The organism is Flavobacterium sp. (assembly GCF_031411595.1).
GTDB lineage: Bacteria > Bacteroidota > Bacteroidia > Flavobacteriales > Flavobacteriaceae > Flavobacterium.
The window spans coordinates 1-21,262 of record NZ_JANOBI010000019.1; the positions used below are offsets into that span (position 1 = coordinate 1).

A 21,262-nucleotide genomic window follows, 5' to 3' on the forward strand; every position below is an offset into this window, starting at 1 on the left:
CTGCCGTTAGAATCTAATGCTATTTGTTTATCCAACCGCAATAAAGATTGCACTTCGGTTTTATTAAAATGATTGCATTTGACTTTAAACTTGGTCCAGGATGATTGTTCTATTTTATTAATTTGTTCCGCTATTGGAGCCACACTAATCGTTATTGATGATTCTGGCAACTCGGTAGTAGTTATTCTATTCAATTCTAAAAAAGATTGTTTTTCTAATTTTCCAAACAAATCCCAATACGCACAATCGATAGCCGAACGAAGAAAACTTGGTACATCTAATGTTAGAAGAAAAGTGTAAAATTCGGTTGGATGAACTATTTTTTGCTTTTCAATAGTAGCTTTTATGACATCCAATTTCTGAACAAAATCAGCTAAATTTATTTGGTAATAATCGATTGCGGTACATTCGCCATAACCTTTACAATCTTTTTTGGATAACGAAATAATTAATGCTTCCCTGAAAGAATAATTGCCGTAAGCTATTGAAAAAGTCTCCTTTAAATGCAATCGAACTATTTGCCAAGATAATTTCATTAAAGGAAAGTTGTAGTTAAAAAAAAATCTGAAACAAGTTCAGATTAGTATAATACTATGCGATTGCTTCGTACCTCGCAATGACTAAAAAATGGCAAGCGACCTACATCGCACCGCTACAACCGCATACCTTTGCTATGTTCCCATCCTGGAGGATTTTGCAGGAGCTGGTCGTGTAGGACTTGCCGGCGCAAATATACAATCTTTTTGTATTTTCGCAAACAGAATTGAACATATAAATTTGTATTGTATATTGCAGCTTTAAATTTTGAATCATGAGAAAACGTAATGCCCTATTGGTCATTTTATTAGGCTTGATTATCGTGTCTTGTCACGACCCAAAAAAGGAAAATGAAAACCTTTTTAGTTTCAATACATCGGCTTTTAAGGAAACATATACGCCCGACGAATCGGTTGGTTTGGAAATACAAAATGCACAAAACAAGAAAATCGACAGCATTATTTATTATGTGAATGATGCGAAAGTGGCTTCGAAAAAAAGCGCTGAAAAAGTGATGATGCCTTTGCTCGATAAAAAACTCGGGTATCAAAACCTCAAAGCCTTGGTATATTTTGAAGGTGAGAATGTGGAAACTACCGCGAGAATTGAAGTGATTTCGAACGTTGAACCTAAATTATTAAACTACACCATTGTGAATACTTACGCGCATGATACGTTAGCATTTACTGAAGGTTTTGAGTTTTTCCGCGATACATTAATCGAAAGTACTGGACAAAAAGGCGCTTCTCATTTTAGAAAATATGATTATAAAACAGGTAAGGTTTACAAGCAAGTGAACCTTGACAATAATGATTATTTTGGTGAAGGCATAACGGTCATCAACAACAAGATTTATCAATTGACTTGGCAATCGAATGTTGGTTTTATATACGACGCGAATTCGTTGAAGAAACTCAAAACGTTTCCTTTCGACAAAAAGATTGAAGGTTGGGGTATGACGAACGATGGCAAAAACATTTACCAATCCGACGGCACGGAAAAAATCTGGAAGATGGATCCTGAAACGCAGAAAATGGTGGATTATGTGAATGTATATACGAACAGCAGCAAAATCAAAAGCATCAACGAACTCGAGTGGATTGACGGAAAAATATACGGCAACATTTGGCAGAAAGATGCCATTGCAGTGATTAATCCAACAACTGGAGCCGTAGAAGGTGTATTAAACTTGACCGGTTTAAGAACAAAAATCACCAATAGAACTGCGGAAGTTTTAAATGGAATCGCTTACAACCCAAAAACCAAAACGATCTTCGTGACAGGGAAAAATTGGGATAAGATGTTTGAGATTAGGGTGAGGTAAGTGGTCAGTTGGCAGTTGAATAGTGTTCAGTTACGCCCGATATAAAAATAAAAAAGCGGTTCTAATTTGGAACCGCTTTTTCTATTACACAAAGCAACTGACCACTAATTTTCTGACCACTGCCAACTATTTTTTCTTCACGATATCCTTCGCATTCTGATACACATTACTACTCGCATTGTAAACCATATTCGTTTCTCCTTGTTTGTTTTTGAGTTTCACATCGCCTTCTTTGGTTAAGGCAAATTCAAAACCTTCGTTTCGTTTTTTCTCGACGGTTTGTGACGCATTTTTGAGTTTGTCTAACCACTGTATTTCTTTAATATTCGTCGTAGTTTGGATATTGGCTAGCGGTTTTGTTTTTGTCGCAGTATTCCAAATTTCAGAATAAACCATCACTTTATTTTCGGTTCTTTCTTTGGTTTCCGTGATACTACTTTCTGACCAAGAAATCAAATGCAATGGCGTTCCTTTGGCTGTAAACGGTGTGATTTTACAATCGGTCGGCGCAGCATTTCCTGCATAAGTTTTAAGCAGCATGGTGTCTTTTTTTGCTTTATTGTTTACAAAAAGATAGAGGTTGTTTTTAATCAACTCCACAGAAAGATTATTGACTTTCGCCAAGGCTGATGAAGTGGCCGTTTTTACAGGTTTCTTTTTCTGGCTGAACGTTGCTGTTGTCGTGAAAATTAAGGCAATGATGAGAATGTATTTTTTACTCATGCTTTTATATTTTTTTTTGTATTCGTGAATCTTTGATTTCATGATTTGGTTTTTTTGTTGCCGAAAATTACAAAAATAAATTACTTAAAAAATAACCACATAGAAACATAGAAAATAAATCTGGGGGAAATAACCTATGAATCTAGGTGGTTACAAACTAAAGGTAAACTGATAACGCATAAAAAAGCCGGATTATTGCTAATCCGGCTTTCATTATTTAACCCTGAAGGCCTTCACGCCTCCTGGCTCCTTCGCTAACCCGAGGCTTTAGCCGAACTGAACGAAGTTAAACAGTTCACTGAACTGTTTTTTAACGCTCGGCCCTATTTATTTAACCTCTTCAAATTCTACATCTTGCGTATTATCGCCTTGAGCATCCGCTTGTGGTTGTGCATCTTGCGGTTGACCTTGTTCTCCTTGCGCGTACATAGCTTCAGTAGCAGTTTTCCAAGCAGCATTGATGTTATCCAAACCGGTTTGAATTGCAGCTAAATCCTGATTTTGGTGCGCCAATCTCAATTCATTCAACGCATATTCAATCGCCGTTTTGTGATCATCAGATAATTTCTCACCCAATTCTTTGAGCTGGCTTTCCGTTTGGAAAATCATGCTGTCCGCTTCATTGAGTTTTTCAACACGTTCTTTTGCTACTTTATCGCTGTCGGCATTCGCTTCTGCATCTTTTTTCATTCTTTCGATTTCTTCTGCAGTCAATCCTGAAGAAGCTTCAATACGGATATCGTGAGATTTTCCAGTTCCTTTATCAGTAGCAGAAACTTTGATGATACCATTAGCATCGATGTCGAAAGTTACTTCAATCTGAGGAACACCTCTTGGAGCTGGTGGAATCCCGTCTAAGTGGAAACGACCAATGGTTTTGTTATCCGTAGCCATCGCTCTTTCACCTTGCAATACGTGAATTTCAACTGTTGGTTGAGAATCCGCAGCCGTAGAGAATACTTGTGATTTTTTAGTTGGAATGGTTGTATTCGACTCAATCAATTTGGTCAAAACGCCACCCATAGTTTCAATTCCTAACGATAAAGGTGTAACGTCTAACAACAATACATCTTTCACATCTCCAGATAAAACACCACCTTGAATTGCAGCTCCAATCGCTACAACCTCATCAGGGTTTACTCCTTTTGATGCTTTTTTACCGAAGAATTTTTCAACTTCATCTGCAATTCTTGGCATACGCGTAGAACCACCTACTAAGATTACTTCATCAATATCAGAAGTTGATAAACCTGCATCTTTCAACGCTTTAGCAACCGGTGCCATAGAACGTTTTACCAACGTGTCTGACAATTGCTCGAACTTCGCTCTTGTTAATTTTTTTACCAAGTGTTTTGGTCCTGAAGCTGTAGCTGTAACGTAAGGCAAATTGATTTCAGTTTCCGCTGAAGATGACAATTCGATTTTCGCTTTTTCAGCCGCTTCTTTAATACGTTGCAATGACATTGGATCCAAACGCAAATCGATTCCTTCTTCCGCTTTGAATTCATCTGCCAACCAATCAATGATCGTTTGGTCAAAATCATCTCCACCTAAGTGTGTGTCACCGTTTGTAGATAATACTTCAAATACACCATCTCCTAATTCCAAGATAGAAATATCAAAAGTACCACCACCTAAATCGTAAACTGCAATTTTTTGATCCACGCCTTTTTTATCCAATCCGTAAGCCAAAGCCGCAGCCGTTGGTTCGTTGATGATTCTCATTACTTTCAAACCTGCAATCTCACCAGCCTCTTTCGTAGCCTGACGTTGTGCATCGTTGAAGTAAGCCGGAACAGTAATAACCGCTTCAGTAACGGTTTGACCTAAATAGTCTTCCGCTGTTTTTTTCATTTTTTGAAGTGTCATCGCAGACAATTCCTGTGCTGTATACAAACGTCCATCAATATCCACACGTGGTGTATTGTTGTCGCCTTTTACAACTGAATAAGGAACTCTTTTCGCTTCACCTGTAGTTTCAGAAAACGTATGTCCCATAAAACGCTTGATCGAAGCAATCGTTTTGGTAGGATTCGTCACCGCTTGTCTTTTTGCAGGATCTCCTACTTTAATTTCGCCACCTTCCACAAATGCAATGATCGATGGTGTGGTTCTTTTTCCTTCTGAATTCGGGATTACTACTGCTTCGTTACCTTCCATTACAGAAACGCAAGAGTTCGTCGTACCTAAATCAATTCCAATTATTTTACCCATTTTTATATTTTTTAGTTTTTATATTAATTCAACTCGGCGCGCATTAGTCAATCACTGTGCCAACCAAAAAAGGCTTAATAAATTGTCAGTTTCTATTCAATAAATCTGACATGATGTCATTTTTCAGGAGCTGTTTCCGGCTTTCCTTCCAAATCTTTTTTTGCAAAAAAGGATTTTCCCTCCAATCCGGGCTAGGACTGTAAGATCGTGAGACTGTAAGATTATAAGATTCGATTTTACAGTCTTAAAATCTTACAGTCTTACAGTCTAACTTTTCTTCCAAACAACAGCCGCTCATTAAAAACCACAATCGAAATCAAAATCAACGAATACGAAACAATCTGAGTAACCTGCACTTCTTCCTTAAAATAATACACCGCCAAAAAGAAATGAATCAATGGATTCGTATACATCAAAATCCCAACAGCCGAAGAATTCATGCCTTTCAAAGCATACAAATTCAAATACAAAGGAATGATTGTAAAAACCACTACAATCACCACGAGCAAGACATAAAACAAACTCGCTGTAGGAACCGTGTCGCTATACACAGGAAAAAAAGGAAGAATTACCAACGAAGCAATCAGCATTTGAACGGTCAGAATCACAAATCGATCGAACTGATTGTTTTTCCTTTGACTGATTAAATACAACGCAAAAGAAAACGCAATCACCAAACTATAAATCAAATCCGTAATGTGTCCGTACGACAGTATCGCACAACTGACCACACAAAGTGCCACAGAAAACCATTGCCATCGACTAAGTTTTTCTTTTAAAATAAAATAAGCTAAAATAGTGGTCAAAATCGGACAGATCATATACGCGAACGAAGCCGACTGCAAACTGACATGATTGATGGCGTAGATAAAAAGAAACCAATTCACAGTCAATAAAAAACCACCTACAATGGTTAGAAAAATCATTTTATTTCGAACCGGTTTCTCCAAACTTTTAAAAACAGCAACATCATTCTGAACTTCCTTTTTTCTAAAAATCAGATTAATAACCAACAATAAAACAGTTGCTAAAAAAATCCTGTAAAATAGAATATCTAAGGAAGCGTAATCTTTGAGCGGTTTCAAAGCCAAACTAAAAAAACCCCAAATAACAAAAGACGAAAAGGCAGACAGGTAATACTTATTGAATTGCATGGTCACTATTTTGCTGCAAAAGTAGTTTCTAAGAATAAAATTGTTTGGTTTTGGGTTGTTAAGAATTACATAAAAATCCGCGACAATCTGTAAAATCTGTGTTATCCGAGTTCAATAACCGTTATGCTTTAAAGAATTTCCTTTTGCGTCTTTGCGTCTTTGCGAGCCAAAAATTAGACAATCCTCAAAATCAAAACCCAAAAATCACAATTCCTCAATTTTAAAAACCCATTCTTTCATTTTATACAACCATTCAATTATATTTGTCATACAAATCTACTCTTATGGAAGAATGCATTTCCGTTTTCGACATGCTCAAAATTGGCGTCGGTCCGTCAAGCTCCCACACACTCGGGCCTTGGCGCGCTGCGGAACGTTTTCTTGGTGAATTGCGTAATGAAAACCTACTGCCCAAAACCAACCAAATCAGGATTGATTTATACGGTTCACTTTCCCTAACCGGAAAAGGTCACGCCACCGATTTGGCCATCATGTTAGGACTCAGTGGACAAGATCCCGAATACATTCCCGTGCAAAACATCGCCGAAATCATCAAAGAAATTGAAGACAGCAACGAAATTAATTTAGGTAACGAACATAAAATTCCTTTCTCCTTTTTAATGGATATTGTCTTCAATAAAAACTTCCTGCCGTTTCATGCCAACGGATTAACATTCACAGCCTATCTCGAAGATAATTCCCAATACACCGCTACCTTCTATTCTATCGGCGGCGGATTTGTCGTGAAGGAAGATCGCCCGAATGCGAAGAAAAAATTAGAAATCAAACGTACTTTTCCGTTCCCAATTCAAAATGCAGAAGAACTTTTAAATTATACCATACAAGAAAATAAATCGATTTCGGAAATCGTTTTTGAAAACGAAAAATCGATGCGCACCGAAGCCGATATCAATCATGAACTCATGCGCATTTGGAACACGATGCTCGAATGTATGTTTATTGGATGTCATTCTGAAGGCATACTTCCGGGTGGACTCAACGTACGCCGCCGTGCTTTCGACATGCATCAAAACTTGATTGGATTGGCGAACTACAACACGCCACAAGAATGGCTTGAATGCATTCGAAAAACGGAAGTCAAATTCCGTCAAATCCTCAAATGGGTTTCGTGTTTTGCTTTGGCTACTAATGAAGTCAATGCCGCTTTAGGCCGTGTTGTTACTGCCCCAACCAACGGAAGCGCCGGTGTGATTCCAGCCGTTTTAATGTATTATTTAGTGATTGAAAACCACGAGGCAGGCGAAAAAGAAATCAAACAATTCTTGATGGTTGCGGGTGAAATTGGTAGCATCTTCAAAAAAGGTTCTACGATTTCCGCAGCGATGGGCGGATGTCAAGCTGAAATTGGCGTTTCTTCCGCGATGGCAGCCGCAGCTTTAACGGAAGTGATGGGCGGAACACCGGATCAAGTGTTGATGGCAGCCGAAATTGCGATGGAACATCATCTTGGTCTAACTTGCGATCCGATTGGTGGATTGGTTCAAATTCCTTGTATTGAGCGAAACACTATGGGCGCGATTAAAGCGATTAATGCAGCAGAACTCGCCATGGAAACTGACGCTAAAAACGCCAAAGTGCCTTTAGACAAAGTCATCGATACGATGTGGCAAACGGCCAAAGACATGAATTCGAAATATAAGGAAACTTCGGAGGGTGGTTTGGCGGTGGCGGTGAATATGGCGGATTGTTAGAAGAGATTGTGAGATTATAAGACTACAGGATTATAAGATTTGATCTTATAGTCTTAAAATCTTAAAGTCAAAAAAATGCTAAGAAACACTCGTATTTTCTATTTCTTAATCACATTGTTAGTGGTATTGCTTGGTATTTTATCAAGAAAAATCAATGCGATTCCATTATTTATTGGTGACATTTTATATGCCGTGATGGTTTATTTTGGTTGCCGTTTGCTTTTCATTAATGGTAGCAATCTCAAGAAAATTATTTTCCCTTTACTCTTCTGTTATCTTATCGAATTGCAGCAGCTCTATAATGCAGAATGGCTTGTTGCGATTAGAAATACACCTCTCGGACATTATGCTTTGGGACAAGGTTTCCTTTGGAGCGATTTGGTTTGTTATACTTTGGGGATTGTGATGACTGTTCTTATAGACTGTAAGATTTTAAGACGGTAAGACTTCAAGACAGAGAACGAATCTTATAGTCTTAAAATCTTAGAATCTTAATCATAGCCCGGATGGCACTGAAAAACAAAACCGCGTCTTGTCCATTACTTTGGTTAGGCCGGGAAAGCGACCAACGGAAGCTCTTGCCGGACTTTACCATTGTGGACAAGACGTGGTTTTTTTGTAAGGTACAGCCGGATTAGCTCCTAAACCTCATTCAAATTAAAATAGAAAGTACTGCCCAATCCCAACTCGCTGTCAACGCCTATGGTGCCGTTCTGTGCTTCGATGAATTCTTTGCTAATCGCCAATCCCAATCCGGTGCCCGATTTGTGGCTGCCCGGAATCTGAAAATATTTATCAAAAACTTTGGACTTGTATTGTTTGTCGATTCCTTTTCCGGTATCGACGACTTGAAACGCAATTTGGTTGTCGACCTTCTTGAGATGCACCACAATCTTACTGCTTTCAGAAGAATATCGAATGGCGTTGGTTAGGAAATTGATCAACACCCACGAGGTTTTTTCGCTGTCGGCTTTGACATTGGGTAGGTTGGGTTCTGATTCGACAGTCAACTGAATTTGCTTTTGTTCGGCTTGCACTTTTACGGCTTCGACGGCGTAATTGACAATGTCGTACGGATTGCTTTTATCGATATTCAATTGGATGTTTCCGGTTTCGAGTTGTGATAATTCTAATAATTCTCCGGTGATTTTCAGCAAGCGTTGGCTATCGTCTTTGATGCTGTCGATCAATTGCTTTTGCTCTGTATTGATGGCTCCGGTGGTATCGTTTTCTAATAGTTGCAAACTCATTTTTATGGAAGATATAGGTGTTTTGAGTTCGTGGGAAACGGTCGCAATAAAATTGGTTTTCGCAAAATCGAGTTCTTTAAACAATGTGATATTGCGTAAGATAATGACATCGCCAATATCGATGGTTCGATCTTCTCCGGTAGGTTGTATAGTAATATTGACGCTTTGTTTTTCGAAATAGCTTTCTTTGCCGTCGGCGAAAATTTTCATGGGTAGCGTTTTCTGCTTGTCGGTGGCCAAATCGTTGGCGATTAAAGATTTAATTAAATCGTTGGTTAATGCTAAAGTCGTGGCTAATTTTCCAATCACGTCTTCCGATTTCATTCCGATGATTTTAAGGGCTTCATCGTTTACAAATAAAACCTTTCCGTCATGGTCTAAACCAATAATGGGATCATGCATATTATTAATCAAAGTTTCCAAACGTTTCTTTTCGAACGATAATTTATGCAGGCTGCTACTGCTGTATTCCTCGAGCTTTTGCGCCATGGTGTTGAACGATTTGGCTAAATCGCCATATTCGTTGTGGTTCATAAAATGCACGCGTTCTTTGTAGTTTTTATTGGCGATTTCCTTGATACTCGCGGTGAGTTCTTTAATCGGATTGGCAATGTTATTGGGTAGATTCACCAGTAAATTGAAGGCAATCAAAAAACATAAAGTACCGGTAACTGCAATCCATAAGTTGGCGGTATCAGCGGTTCTTCTGGCGACATCACTTTTGTGTTTGATGGCGTTCAGATTCAATTTCATGATTTCAAAAACATCCTCACGAATTTGATTCTTTAGCGCTTCGTTATCGCGATCATTTTCGAGTAGTTTAAAGCTTTTTTGAAGTTGCAAAGTGATTTCACCTTCTCCGTTTTCGGTAATATTTCCGACTTGTTTTTTTAGGTTGTTCTCAAAAATGGTAATGGCCTTATTCTCGTTGGATGCAATATCCTCGAGCGATAGCAACATATTTCTGGAATATTCCAATGTTTCGTAATTGGCTTTCAGAATATTCTGGGTGTCTTTTTTTATTAAAAAAACAGAATAAGCACTAACCAACGAAAGGATAATGATGGCTACAAACAGCAATCCTACGCCTAGATTTAATTTGGTTTTAATTCTCATTGTACTAAAAATTATGCATTATGATAAAATGACTAAATCGATATTCGACGACGATAAATTGTTTAATAATTTATTGAAAATGGTCGTTGATAAAATTACTTTAAATAGATTCAAGTGCGGTTTTCCGATGCACACCGTGGTAATTTGTTTTTGTTCGACCACTTCTAAAATAGCGTTGGTGATTTTAGTGTTTTCCAATTTAATCACTTCCGCTCCCAGTTCTGTGGCCAATTTAAAATTGTTGATCAAATGCCGTTGTTTGTCTAAAGCAATATTGTCGCTGCTTTCTTTAGGAGTCTCAACATATAAAACATACCAACTGCTGTTATAATAACCCGCCAAACGAGCAGTTTTTCTGATGACAATTTTTGCAGTTTTGTCGTTACTGCTGATGCAAGCCAACAGTTTTTCGTGGCGTAATGCTATATTTTTTGGCACTTCATTCTCTACTTTTCGAACCACTTGACTTGCCACTTCTCGCAATGCCAATTCCCGAAGCTGCAGAATTTGATCCGATTTAAAGAAGTTTGCTAAAGCCGTTTGAATTTTATCCTCCGTATAAATTTTCCCTTCTTTGAGTCGTGCAATCAGGTCTTCAGAAGTCAAATCGATATTGACTACTTCATCAGCCAATCGCAATACATTATCGGGAATTCGTTCCTGAACATCAACGTTGGTGATTTTTTTTACATCTTCGTTTAAGCTTTCAATATGTTGAATATTGACCGCAGAAATGACATTAATTCCAGCTTCGAGAATCTCCAAAACATCTTGCCAACGCTTTTCATTTTTACTGCCTTCGATGTTGCTATGTGCCAATTCATCAACAATCACAACTTCAGGGCGCAGGTTGATAATCGCTTGCACATCCATTTCTTCGAGTTGTTTGCCTTTGTAGAAAATAGTTCGGCGCGGAATTATAGGCAAACCATCAAGCAACTCATGCGTTTCTTTGCGGAAATGGGTTTCAATATAACCGATTTTAACATCGATACCGTTTTTCAAAAGCGTATGTGCTTCCTGTAGCATACGAAAAGTTTTGCCTACACCAGCACTCATGCCGATATAGACTTTAAACTTTCCTTTTCTTGATTTCTGAATTAAATCGAGAAAGTGTTGGGCGTTATTTTGTTTTTCCAAATCCATATGAATGGTTGTTGCGATAATCATTTACAGCCTAATCCCGAAAGTTAAAAAAATAACCGTCGGGATTTTGCCATCAAAACAAATGATGCTTTTTTATAATCTAAAATTAACCGCTACGGTAAATCTGTTTTCGTTTTTCTTTAACTCCGCTGCCCATGGTTCAGTGCCCGTTGGCCCGTTGGTATATCCACTTGGAGAAGTCGTTCCGCCTGAACTTGTGAAATAAGGAATCGATGCATTTCTGTATCCATACTCAAAACGGAAGGTCACATAATCACTCGGCATGATATCAAAGGTAGTAGTAAATTGGAACAATCTGAGTTTTTCATCATTGGCAATCGCTTCATCATAATTGTTCGGAACATCTCCAGTTGCTGCCGGTGTAAATGCTAAATACGGTGAAGTGTTTACGCCATTCACAACAGATTGATTGGTTAAATAATCGCCTCTTAAAGTTAAAGCCAATTTATTTTTGTTGAACCAAATTCTGTTGGCGATGGAAGTTCCAATCATAAAATTTTCGGAAGCTTTTACTTTATCATTTGCTTCATTATTGCTTTGGAAACCATAATGTGAATTGATGCTAAACGCCGCTTGAGAAATTCCTTTTGAAGTTGGGTTTTTAAAGTAACGGGCCACGATGCTATTGTCATGGTGAAAACGGATTCGGTTGGATTGATTGCCAAATTCATCGGGATTCTGCGTGTCTTTTCCGTAATAGAAATTGGCTACTAATTGTAGATTTTCATTTGGACGATAGTAGTTAGAGTTACCAATTCCAGGGCCTTTACTGTAACTGTTGTAGGTTTGCCAACCGTTTAATAACCATAACTCTGTTTTGAATTTTTTAGTTGGATACAATTGAACTCTGGCTCCAGAAAAATAGAATGGTGTAAAATCGCAGACCATACTTCTTTGGTAGCTCCAGTTTTCCTGAAGCACATAACTTTCCAAACCAATATAGCTCATGAAAATTCCCATTTCAACATTCAATCCATAAGCAACATCAAAATGATATCCTGCAGCCGCTTCCCTGATGTATTTTAAATTGTTAATACTCGTGTTTCTTCCTCTAGCCACCGAACCGTCAAGATCATTAACAATCGATCCCATTTGCCCGTATTGCAACCAGATACGTCCTATAATATTTTTGTAATTGGTTTCTATTCCAACGCTCGCTAAGTTTAAGGTAAACTCATTGTGTCGGCCAATTGTAGAAGAAATGGTTTGCGTATTATCAGTAGGATTTGCAAAGTTGTAATTGTAATAAGTGTCGAGATAAGTCACTCCGGTAAGGATGGTTTCACCATCGGCATCTTTTAAAGTTAATGGAAAATTCTTTTGACGGTTTTGCCCATTAATCCAGGTTAAATCCATGTTTTCAAATGGAATTTTAGCTGTTTTTTTTGAGATTGTATCGGTTTGTGCGTATGAAGACAGTCCGATAAAAGCTAAAGCTATTGTTGTAATTTTTTTTCTCATTTTTTTAAATTTTAAATTTTGGTATTCGTGAATCGATGATTTCATGAGGATTGTTTATAATGGTTTGTTTATTTTAATTGATCTAAGGCAATGTTGAGTTTCAGAACATTAATTTTCTGTGTGCCAAGCATTCCTAAAAGTGGTTTTTCTGTATTTTTTGCTACCAATTCCAAAACCTTTTGTTTATCGAGATTTCTTGTTTTGGCGATTCTGTCGACTTGCACATTGGCACCTTCAACAGAAATATTGGGATCGATACCACTTCCTGAAGCGGTGACCAAATCTGACGGTATTTCACTTCGCTTTACTGTTGGGTTTTTCAACAAAAAGGTATCGATTCTGGTATTCACTTCGGCTAAGTAATCAGGATTGTTGGTTCCTTTGTTGCTTCCACCTGAACCTGCGGCATTATAATCTACAGCCGATGGTCGTGACCAAAAATATTGATTGCCTGTAAATTTTTGAGCTACATTGATATGATGCTTTTTTCCATTAACTGAAACGATTTCACCTTTTCCCTGATTGGGTGCGAATTGTGCTATTCCGAAAATGCTTAACGTGTAGATTCCGGAGAAAAAGACGGCGCAAAAAAGTGTGAGTCGAATTGCGGGGATGATATTTTCTTTCATAATTCTATTTTATTGATTTTTAATGGTATTATGTAATTCGCTTATTTTATTTGGGTTGAGGTCACATTTCTGTTACGCTCATTTCATGATGTTATTTTTTTGCCACGAAGGCGGTAAGACACAAAGTTTTTATTTAAACAAAAATGGAGACAGCCAAATCGATTAATTTGATTCCAACAAACGGAATGATAACGCCTCCCAAACCATAAATAAATAAGTTTCTTCGAAGTAATGCAGACGCACCAATAGGTTTGTAAGCCACTCCTCGCAACGCCAACGGAATCAAGAACGGAATAATAATCGCATTGAAAATCACTGCGGATAAAATGGCACTTTCGGGACTGTGCAATCCCATAATATTCAACCCTTGTAAGGCTGGAATCGCTGTGATAAACAATGCTGGAATAATCGCGAAATATTTGGCTACATCATTCGCAATTGAGAACGTGGTTAGTGTTCCCCTTGTCATTAACAATTGTTTTCCAATCTCTACAATTTCGATTAGTTTGGTTGGGTCATTGTCTAAATCGACCATGTTTCCGGCTTCTTTGGCGGCTTGCGTTCCGCTGTTCATCGCTACACCAACATTTGCTTGAGCCAATGCCGGAGCATCATTCGTTCCGTCGCCCATCATGGCTACCAATCGGCCTTCGGCTTGTTCTTTTTTGATGTAATTCATTTTATCTTCGGGTTTGGCCTCGGCAATAAAATCATCAACACCGGCTTTCTCTGCAATAAATTTGGCTGTCAATGGATTATCTCCAGTAACCATCACGGTTTTGATTCCCATTTTACGCAAACGCTCAAAACGTTCTTTCATTCCGGTTTTGATGATGTCTTGCAATTCGATAACGCCTTGTACTTCGTTGTTTTTTATCACCACCAACGGCGTTCCTCCGTTTGAAGAAATGTCAATTACCTTTTGGGTTGTATCTTCTGGAAAAGCATTTCCTGCTTGATGTGCTATATTTTTGGCAGCATCTTGTGCCCCTTTTCGGATGTTGGTTCCGTCTTTCAAAACCACACCTGACGTTCTGGTTTCAGCAGTAAACTTAATTAAAGTAGCACCTTCAATGGATAATTTGTTGGCTACGTCAACGCCTGCTAATTCCACTATACTTTTACCTTCGGGCGTATCATCGGCTAGTGAACTCAACACCGCCGATTTTACAAAATCCTCTTGTGAAATTCCTTTGGTTGGATAAAATGCAGTGGCTTTTCTGTTTCCGATAGTGATGGTTCCTGTTTTATCCAAAAGCAACACATCAATATCGCCGGCAGTTTCTACGGCTTTTCCTGATTTGGTGATGACGTTGGCTCGTAAGGCTCTGTCCATTCCGGCAATTCCGATGGCAGATAATAATCCGCCAATTGTGGTTGGAATTAAACACACAAAAAGTGAGATGAAAGCCGCAATGGTAATGGGTGTATTAGCATATTTTGCAAACGGCGCTAGCGTAACGGTTACGATGATAAACACCAACGTAAATCCAGCCAATAAAATGGTTAATGCGATTTCGTTTGGCGTTTTTTGTCGGCTTGCTCCTTCTACCAAAGCAATCATTTTGTCTAGAAAACTTTCACCTGGTTCGGAACTAACGATTACTTTTATTCTATCTGAAAGTACTTTTGTTCCTCCGGTTACGGATGATTTATCGCCTCCAGCTTCACGAATTACAGGTGCACTTTCACCAGTGATGGCACTTTCATCAATAGTCGCAAGACCTTCAATAATTTCACCATCGGTGGCAATGATATCGCCCGATTCGCAAACAAAGATGTCACCTTTTTTCAATTGTGAAGATGAAATGATTTGCCCGTTTTCTAATTTGGCTGGTGTTTCTTCACGGGTTTTTCTTAAACTGTCGGCTTGCGCTTTTCCTCTGGCTTCTGCAATAGCTTCGGCAAAATTGGCAAAAAGCAACGTGATAAACAGCACTGAAAAAATGGTGAAATTATAAGCAAAACTTCCCTGTGATCCTTCACCGGATAAAATCCAAAGGCATACAAAAAACATGACGATTGTTCCAATTTCGACTGTAAACATTACAGGATTTTTGAACATTATTTTGGGATTGAGTTTTACGAAAGATTGTTTGAATGCTTCGTTGACCAACTCTTTTTGAAACAAATTATTTTGAGATGTACTCATGATGTTTTAATTATTTAGCTGAAAAATATTCTGCGATTGGACCTAAAGTTAAAGCCGGGAAAAACGACAAGGCAGCTACAATAAAAATCACTGCAAAAACCAATAACCCAAAAGTTGAAGTATCGGTTTTTAATGTTCCGTTGCTTTCTGGTATGTATTGCTTTTGAGCCAACATTCCGGCAATAGCAACCGGTCCGATGATTGGTAGATATCTTCCTAAAAGCATGACAATTCCAGTAGCAATGTTCCAAAATGGCGTATTATCGCCCAAACCTTCAAATCCGCTACCGTTATTGGCTGATGCCGAAGTAAACTCATACAACATTTCTGAAAATCCGTGGTAACCCGGATTGGCTAACCAACCTGATAATGCTTCGGGATTTCCTGCATATAAATTGCTGGCTAAAGCTGTTCCAACCAAGATTAAAAATGGATGCAACAAAGCAATCATCATAGCGATTTTCATTTCTTTGGCTTCGATTTTCTTTCCGAGAAATTCTGGTGTTCGTCCAACCATCAATCCGCTGATGAAAACACCGAGGATGATGAAGATGTAGAAATTCAAAAATCCAACACCTACGCCACCATAAAAACAATTAATCATCATTCCGAGTAGCGTAGTCATTCCTGCTATTGGTGTCATACTATCGTGCATCGCATTGACAGAACCGTTACTCGTGCACGTCGTATAGGTTGCCCAATTCGCAGAAGCGGCAGCACCAAAACGCACTTCTTTTCCTTCCATGCTTCCCATGTTTTGGGAGATCCCTAAATGGGAAATGGCGGAACTTCCATTCATTTCGGTTATTACTGTAGGGATTAATAGCACCAGAAATCCTAATGTCATGACGCTGTAGATAGTCCAAGATAATTTTCTGCGTTTCAAAACAAATCCCAAAGCAAAAATCATCGCGATTGGAATTAAAACTATCGAAACATTTTCAACAATATTGGTCAGGTAGTTTGGGTTTTCCATCGGGTTGGCGGAATTCGGTCCGTAGAATCCACCGCCATTGGTTCCTAATTGTTTGATAGCAACAAATGCAGCAACTGGACCACGACTGATATTTTGAGTTTTCCCTTCTAAAGTAGTAATCGTATCTTTTCCTTCAAAAGTCATTGGCGTTCCGTTCATTACCAAAATAATGGCCACTACAAATGACAAAGGCAATAAAACTCGTGTACAAGCTCGAACGAAGAAACTGTAGAAATTGCCCAAAGTTTCGGATGTTTTTTCTTTCATCGCCATAAAAACCACAGCACAAATCGCCATACCACAACCGGCGCTGATAAATTGCCACAGCATTAAAGTTAATTGACCTAAATACGACAACCCGGTTTCGCCTGAATAATGTTGTAAATTGGTATTGGTGATAAAACTGACGGTGGTATTGAAAGCCAAATCGCCGCTCATTGATGGATTACCATCGGGGTTTAAAGGCAACCAAACCATATTGGTTAAAACCAACATCGAAATGATAAACCAAACGACATTGATCGACAAAAGTGCTGTCAAATGTTGTTTCCAATTCATTTCCTTAGTTGGATTAATACCACCGATTTTGAAAAACAACTGATCGATTGGATTGAAAATTTTATCCAACCAAGTGCTTTCATAATTGAATATTTTGCCGATATATCGACCTAACGGAATAGCCAAAAGCATGACCAATCCGTATATAACTATAATTCCTAGTATTTCTGAATTCATATATATAAAATTTATTTATAAGAGGTTATATATGGTATCGCTTCATTTTTATAGGTGTTTTTTTGTAAAAAACTTTTTTTTAGCAGCGATTTCATGTTTAGAATTTTTCGGGTTTAATTAAAACATAGCAGATATATACGAATACGGCTATAGCGATGATAAAGAGTAGTGTCATAAATTAGATTTTTTCGAAAAAGGAGATCGCTTTGAAGAAGATTGCAAAAAGCACGAAGCCTAATGCATACAATAGGATTGTTGTTGCCATAATTTTACATTTATAGTTAAACTGATGTTGCATTAATCTGTTTGAGATATTCGTCTTTCAATGATTTCGGAAAGAGATTGGAAATGGTGCAATGACGCAATTCCATAAAAGTGGAAACCGAAAAAACATAAACGTTGGCAATGGCGTTTTTGGTTTCGTAACTGCCGCTAGTAAACAAACGTTCGGCAAGCGCCATACATTTTTTTGCTCTTGCAATGTTACCCGAAACGATGGCTGTTTTGGTAATTTCAGCAAAGCGTTCGGCTTGCTTGTAAACGGTGGTGACTTGATTTCGCATAAGGTGGTTTTTTATTTATTTTCACCCCCAATGCCAAAAGATGTTCCAATAAAATTTAAATTTTGTAAACTGCTGAAAAATAGATATTTGATACTTTTAAGTCAAAATAAAGCCTAAAAAAAGCCTATCGTTTTGATAAGCTTTTATTAAAATGAAACGGTAATGATTATTTTCGAACCAATTTATTCGCGCCATACGGGTAAATGATTAATGGGTATTTTTCTATAATTAAGTTGCTTCTGTCTAATCCGAAATTGACTTCTTCCTTGACACTCAGATATTTTAGATTGTAGAAGCTTTTCATAATAAAATTTTTCCAAAAGGTCATATTATTATCAAACGATAAAAAGCTGTCGCGGACAACAAATTTAAAATCACCAATCGTATTTTTTTGATAATTAAATTCCTTTCTTTCAGAAACATCTACTTCTTTGTTTTTTATCATTTCTGACACCACTTGCCGGAAATAGAAATCTATGCGTGGCTCTTCTCTGAATCCGAGATTAAATTCGATAAAATAAATGTCATTTTTCACCAAAGTATCCACATCATAATTCAATCCGTAGGGTTCGTTGGTAACATTGACGTGTACGAACCAGTATATATCGGCGCGCTTAGGTGTTCCTTGATTTAATATAGAATCGATAACATTCTGCTCAACTTTTCCTTTGGATGGAGACGCTGTCAGGAATACCAAATTAGTAGCAAATTTTGGAATACTTTCATCAATACTCAATTGCTTCAAAACCGGAATGTAGTTTTCGATGGCAGCCAAAGCCATAATGGCATTTTTGGTTTTTTTACCTTTCCACCAGACAAACATGACCATAAACAATAGTGCGCCAATTAAAAGTGTAATCCATCCACCTTCCGCAATTTTTTGAAGATTGGCAATTAGAAAACTCATTTCGATACAAATAAATAAACCAGTTATAAAGGAAACTAACAGTAGGTTAACTCGTTTTGCACGCAAATAAAAATTGATTAAAAGCGTACTCATAATCATCGTTAAAGTCACACTCAATCCAAAAGCAGCTTCCATTTTGGTACTTTCTTTAAAGTACAAAACCATTCCGATGCAGCCCATCATTAAAAACCAATTAATGGCAGGAATATACAGTTGCCCTTTTATATTCCCGGGAAACAATACGAGATGCCTTGGCCAGATATCCAATCGAATGGCTTCGTTGATCAACGTAAAACAACCACTAATTAAGGCTTGCGATGCAATTATAGTTGCCAAAGTAGCTATGATTAAGGCCAACCAAAATATTTGTGGTGGTACGATATGATAAAATGGACTCAATGTTCCGATGGTTTCACCTACATGATCCATCAACCAAGCAGTTTGCCCGGCGTAACACAAAACCAAAGCGATTTTTATAAAAATCCAACTGATGCGGATGTTGTTTCTACCACAATGTCCCATATCACTATACAATGCTTCAGCTCCGGTTGTGCACAGAAAAATACTTCCTAAAAACCAAAACCCTCCAGGTTCAAGCACCAACATTTTATAGGCGTAATACGGATTTAATGCTTTTAAAACCGATAGATTTTCAGCCAATGCCATGGCACCAATTACAGCGATAAATCCGAACCAAACCACCATCGCTGGACCAAATATTTTCCCGATTTTATCGGTTCCGAATTGTTGAAAAACAAACAATCCAATCAGAATGGCGATGACAAACGGAACTGTATTAAATCCCGGAACCACACTTTGAACACCTTCTATTGCAGATGCTACTGAAATTGGTGGCGTTATAATTCCGTCTGCAATTAAAAATGCACCACCTGCCATGGCCGGAAAAATGAGCCATTTCCCAAAATACCTTCTAATCAATGCGTATAATGAAAAAATTCCGCCTTCACCGTTGTTGTCTGCTTGAAGCGTAATGATGACGTATTTCAAAGTGGTTTGAAAAAACAAGGTCCAAAAAATAGCACTCAAACTGCCTAATGCTATAGCTTCAGAAATTACTTTGTCATGAAAAACTGCGTTAAGTGTATATAGTGGAGAAGTTCCAATATCGCCAAACACAATTCCTATGGCTATTAATGAACCCGCTAATGTAATTTTGGAATGAAATGTTGAAGTATTAGCGTGCATAACTATATTTTTTATTTGTCATTTAAAAAATGTCAACCCTATTTTTACAGATTGTATTCATCAATTTTTCGATACAATGTAGCGATTCCAATTTCCAATAATCTGGCCGTTTCGGCTTTGTTGCCTTTGGTATAATTGAGTACTTTTTGAATGTGCAGTTTTTCGATACTTTGCATCGAGAAAGCCGACATCGATTTGTTGTTCTTATTTTCCTGATGCTGCATTTCATAAGGCAGAATAGCTGAAGTCAGGCAGTCGTCATTGGCTAGAATAACCGAGCGTTCGATGATGTTTTTTAATTCCCGAACGTTGCCCGGCCAATGATAGGCTTCTAATTTTTGGATAAAATCGGGAGCAATCTGCAATGTTTTTTTATTCGTTTTTTCAGAAAATTGTTGGACGAAATAAGTGGTTAATGGCGCAATATCTTTAACTCTTTCTCTCAATGGTGGAATCGCAATTTCGAAAATATTCAATCGAAAATACAAATCCGAACGGAAACGATGTGCATCGCTTTCTGCTTTCAAATCTCTGTTGGTAGCTGCAATCAATCGAAAATTAGACTTTTTTGGGATCGTATCGCCAATAGGAATGTATTCGTTGGTTTCTAAAACCCGCAATAATTTAGCCTGCAATTCTAAAGGCATCTCGCCAATTTCATCTAAAAATAAAGTCCCGCCATTGGCTTCTTCGATGAAACCTTTTTTATCTTTTACGGCACCTGTAAACGCACCTTGCTTGTGTCCGAACAACTCGCTTTCGAGAATTTCTTTGCTGAAGGTGCTACAATTTAATGCTACAAATGATTTTCCAACTTGATGGCTGTTTTCATGAATGGCTTGCGCAAACACTTCTTTTCCAGTACCTGTTTCTCCTATAAGTAAAACGGTCGAATTGGTTTTAGCCACTTTTTTGGCCAAATCAATTACTTGTTCTAATGCTTTGGATTTGCCTATAATAGTATCGAAAGAATATTTATCGGCAATGCGTTTTTCGAGTTGCAGCACTTTTTTTTGCAGTTGTGCTTTTTCTAATGCTTTGTATAGTAACGGGATAATTTTATCGTTATCATCGCCTTTGACAATATAATCGAAAGCGCCGTTTTTCATGGCTTGAACGCCGTCGGAAATTTTGCCAAAAGCCGTTAGTAAAATAACTTCCGTCTGTGGAAAACTCGTTTTTATATTTTGAAGAAAATCAACGCCATTCCCATCGGGAAGCTTAACGTCGCATAGAATCACATCAATATCAATTTGCTCTAATTTCTTAAACCCAGATTTCAAATCGGATGCTTCAAAAACATCAAAACCTTCCGATTTTACGATGCGGGCTAACAGTCCACGAAGCTTTTCTTCGTCGTCAATGATGAGGATTTTTTTCAATTGATGTGTGATTTAATCTGGCAAATTTAATGTTTTTCAGCTTCTAAAAAAGAT

Annotated in this window: 16 protein-coding genes, 1 other RNA gene and 1 pseudogene; 3 read left to right on the top strand and 15 right to left on the bottom strand. The window is 37.9% G+C overall.

The genetic code is table 11. The features are described from left to right. Together RMO03_RS03040 and ffs are read right to left on the bottom strand one after the other, a co-directional pair. Nucleotides 1-536: pseudogene (locus RMO03_RS03040) on the bottom strand (chloromuconate cycloisomerase); the annotation flags it as partial. An 89-nt stretch (nucleotides 537-625) separates the two neighbouring features. Beyond that, nucleotides 626-724, bottom strand: an RNA gene (ffs, locus tag RMO03_RS03045) — signal recognition particle sRNA small type. A gap of 87 nt (nucleotides 725-811) precedes the next feature. On the opposite strand from ffs, the gene RMO03_RS03050 reads away from it, so the two are divergent. Next, entirely contained in the window at nucleotides 812-1,861 is a 1,050-nt protein-coding gene (locus RMO03_RS03050; protein ID WP_309640611.1) for a glutaminyl-peptide cyclotransferase, read from the top strand. Nucleotides 1,862-1,987: 126 nt separating this feature from the next. On the opposite strand, the gene RMO03_RS03055 is transcribed toward RMO03_RS03050, so the two are convergent. The 3 genes from RMO03_RS03055 to RMO03_RS03065 form a co-directional block, all read right to left on the bottom strand. Beyond that, the gene (locus RMO03_RS03055) at nucleotides 1,988-2,626 is read right to left on the bottom strand and encodes a hypothetical protein (protein WP_309640612.1); all 639 of its coding nucleotides are present in this window, start codon (nucleotides 2,624-2,626) and stop codon (nucleotides 1,988-1,990) included. Between the two features lie 285 nt (nucleotides 2,627-2,911). Then, nucleotides 2,912-4,798: a molecular chaperone DnaK gene (gene dnaK, locus RMO03_RS03060; RefSeq protein WP_309640613.1), complete on the bottom strand. Its 1,887-nt coding sequence runs from the start codon at nucleotides 4,796-4,798 to the stop codon at nucleotides 2,912-2,914. Between the two features lie 260 nt (nucleotides 4,799-5,058). Beyond that, nucleotides 5,059-5,952 carry an EamA family transporter gene (locus RMO03_RS03065; protein WP_309640614.1) on the bottom strand — a complete coding sequence of 298 codons (894 nt, stop codon included), beginning with the start codon at nucleotides 5,950-5,952 and terminating at the stop codon, nucleotides 5,059-5,061. Between the two features lie 284 nt (nucleotides 5,953-6,236). Here RMO03_RS03065 and RMO03_RS03070 point away from each other — a divergent pair, with 284 nt between their 5' ends. Both RMO03_RS03070 and RMO03_RS03075 read left to right on the top strand, forming a co-directional pair. Beyond that, nucleotides 6,237-7,664 (top strand): L-serine ammonia-lyase, encoded by a 1,428-nt coding sequence (locus tag RMO03_RS03070; protein WP_309640615.1) that lies wholly within the window; start codon nucleotides 6,237-6,239, stop codon nucleotides 7,662-7,664. Nucleotides 7,665-7,739: 75 nt separating this feature from the next. Next, nucleotides 7,740-8,108 carry a DUF2809 domain-containing protein gene (locus RMO03_RS03075; protein ID WP_309640616.1) on the top strand — a complete coding sequence of 123 codons (369 nt, stop codon included), beginning with the start codon at nucleotides 7,740-7,742 and terminating at the stop codon, nucleotides 8,106-8,108. 197 nt (nucleotides 8,109-8,305) lie between these two features. Here RMO03_RS03075 and RMO03_RS03080 read toward each other — a convergent pair whose 3' ends face one another. The 10 genes from RMO03_RS03080 to RMO03_RS03120 all read right to left on the bottom strand — a co-directional run bounded on the left by RMO03_RS03080 (nucleotide 8,306) and on the right by RMO03_RS03120 (nucleotide 21,208). Continuing rightward, a complete protein-coding gene (locus RMO03_RS03080; RefSeq protein WP_309640617.1) occupies nucleotides 8,306-10,030 on the bottom strand; it encodes an ATP-binding protein in 1,725 nt (574 codons plus the stop codon). A gap of 18 nt (nucleotides 10,031-10,048) precedes the next feature. Next, nucleotides 10,049-11,176 carry a sensor protein KdpD gene (locus tag RMO03_RS03085; RefSeq protein WP_309640618.1) on the bottom strand — a complete coding sequence of 376 codons (1,128 nt, stop codon included), beginning with the start codon at nucleotides 11,174-11,176 and terminating at the stop codon, nucleotides 10,049-10,051. 93 nt (nucleotides 11,177-11,269) lie between these two features. Beyond that, the gene (locus RMO03_RS03090) at nucleotides 11,270-12,658 is read right to left on the bottom strand and encodes an outer membrane beta-barrel protein (protein WP_309640619.1); all 1,389 of its coding nucleotides are present in this window, start codon (nucleotides 12,656-12,658) and stop codon (nucleotides 11,270-11,272) included. A gap of 68 nt (nucleotides 12,659-12,726) precedes the next feature. Next, complete coding sequence (locus tag RMO03_RS03095; protein WP_309640620.1) at nucleotides 12,727-13,287, bottom strand: K(+)-transporting ATPase subunit C; 561 nt, start codon at nucleotides 13,285-13,287, stop codon at nucleotides 12,727-12,729. Nucleotides 13,288-13,420: 133 nt separating this feature from the next. Next, entirely contained in the window at nucleotides 13,421-15,439 is a 2,019-nt protein-coding gene (gene kdpB / locus RMO03_RS03100) for a potassium-transporting ATPase subunit KdpB (protein ID WP_309640621.1), read from the bottom strand. 10 nt (nucleotides 15,440-15,449) lie between these two features. Further along, a complete protein-coding gene (gene kdpA / locus RMO03_RS03105) occupies nucleotides 15,450-17,150 on the bottom strand; it encodes a potassium-transporting ATPase subunit KdpA (RefSeq protein ID WP_309640622.1) in 1,701 nt (566 codons plus the stop codon). Between the two features lie 97 nt (nucleotides 17,151-17,247). Further along, nucleotides 17,248-17,325 (bottom strand): potassium-transporting ATPase subunit F, encoded by a 78-nt coding sequence (locus RMO03_RS14100; protein WP_409024905.1) that lies wholly within the window; start codon nucleotides 17,323-17,325, stop codon nucleotides 17,248-17,250. 106 nt (nucleotides 17,326-17,431) lie between these two features. Next, nucleotides 17,432-17,713, bottom strand: a complete 282-nt coding sequence (locus RMO03_RS03110; RefSeq protein ID WP_309640623.1) for a hypothetical protein — start codon at nucleotides 17,711-17,713, stop codon at nucleotides 17,432-17,434. 166 nt (nucleotides 17,714-17,879) lie between these two features. Further along, the gene (locus RMO03_RS03115; protein ID WP_309640624.1) at nucleotides 17,880-19,826 is read right to left on the bottom strand and encodes a KUP/HAK/KT family potassium transporter; all 1,947 of its coding nucleotides are present in this window, start codon (nucleotides 19,824-19,826) and stop codon (nucleotides 17,880-17,882) included. 44 nt (nucleotides 19,827-19,870) lie between these two features. Further along, on the bottom strand, nucleotides 19,871-21,208 hold the full coding sequence (locus RMO03_RS03120; protein WP_409024904.1) for a sigma-54-dependent transcriptional regulator: 1,338 nt from the start codon (nucleotides 21,206-21,208) through the stop codon (nucleotides 19,871-19,873). Between the last annotated feature and the right edge of the window lie 54 nt (nucleotides 21,209-21,262).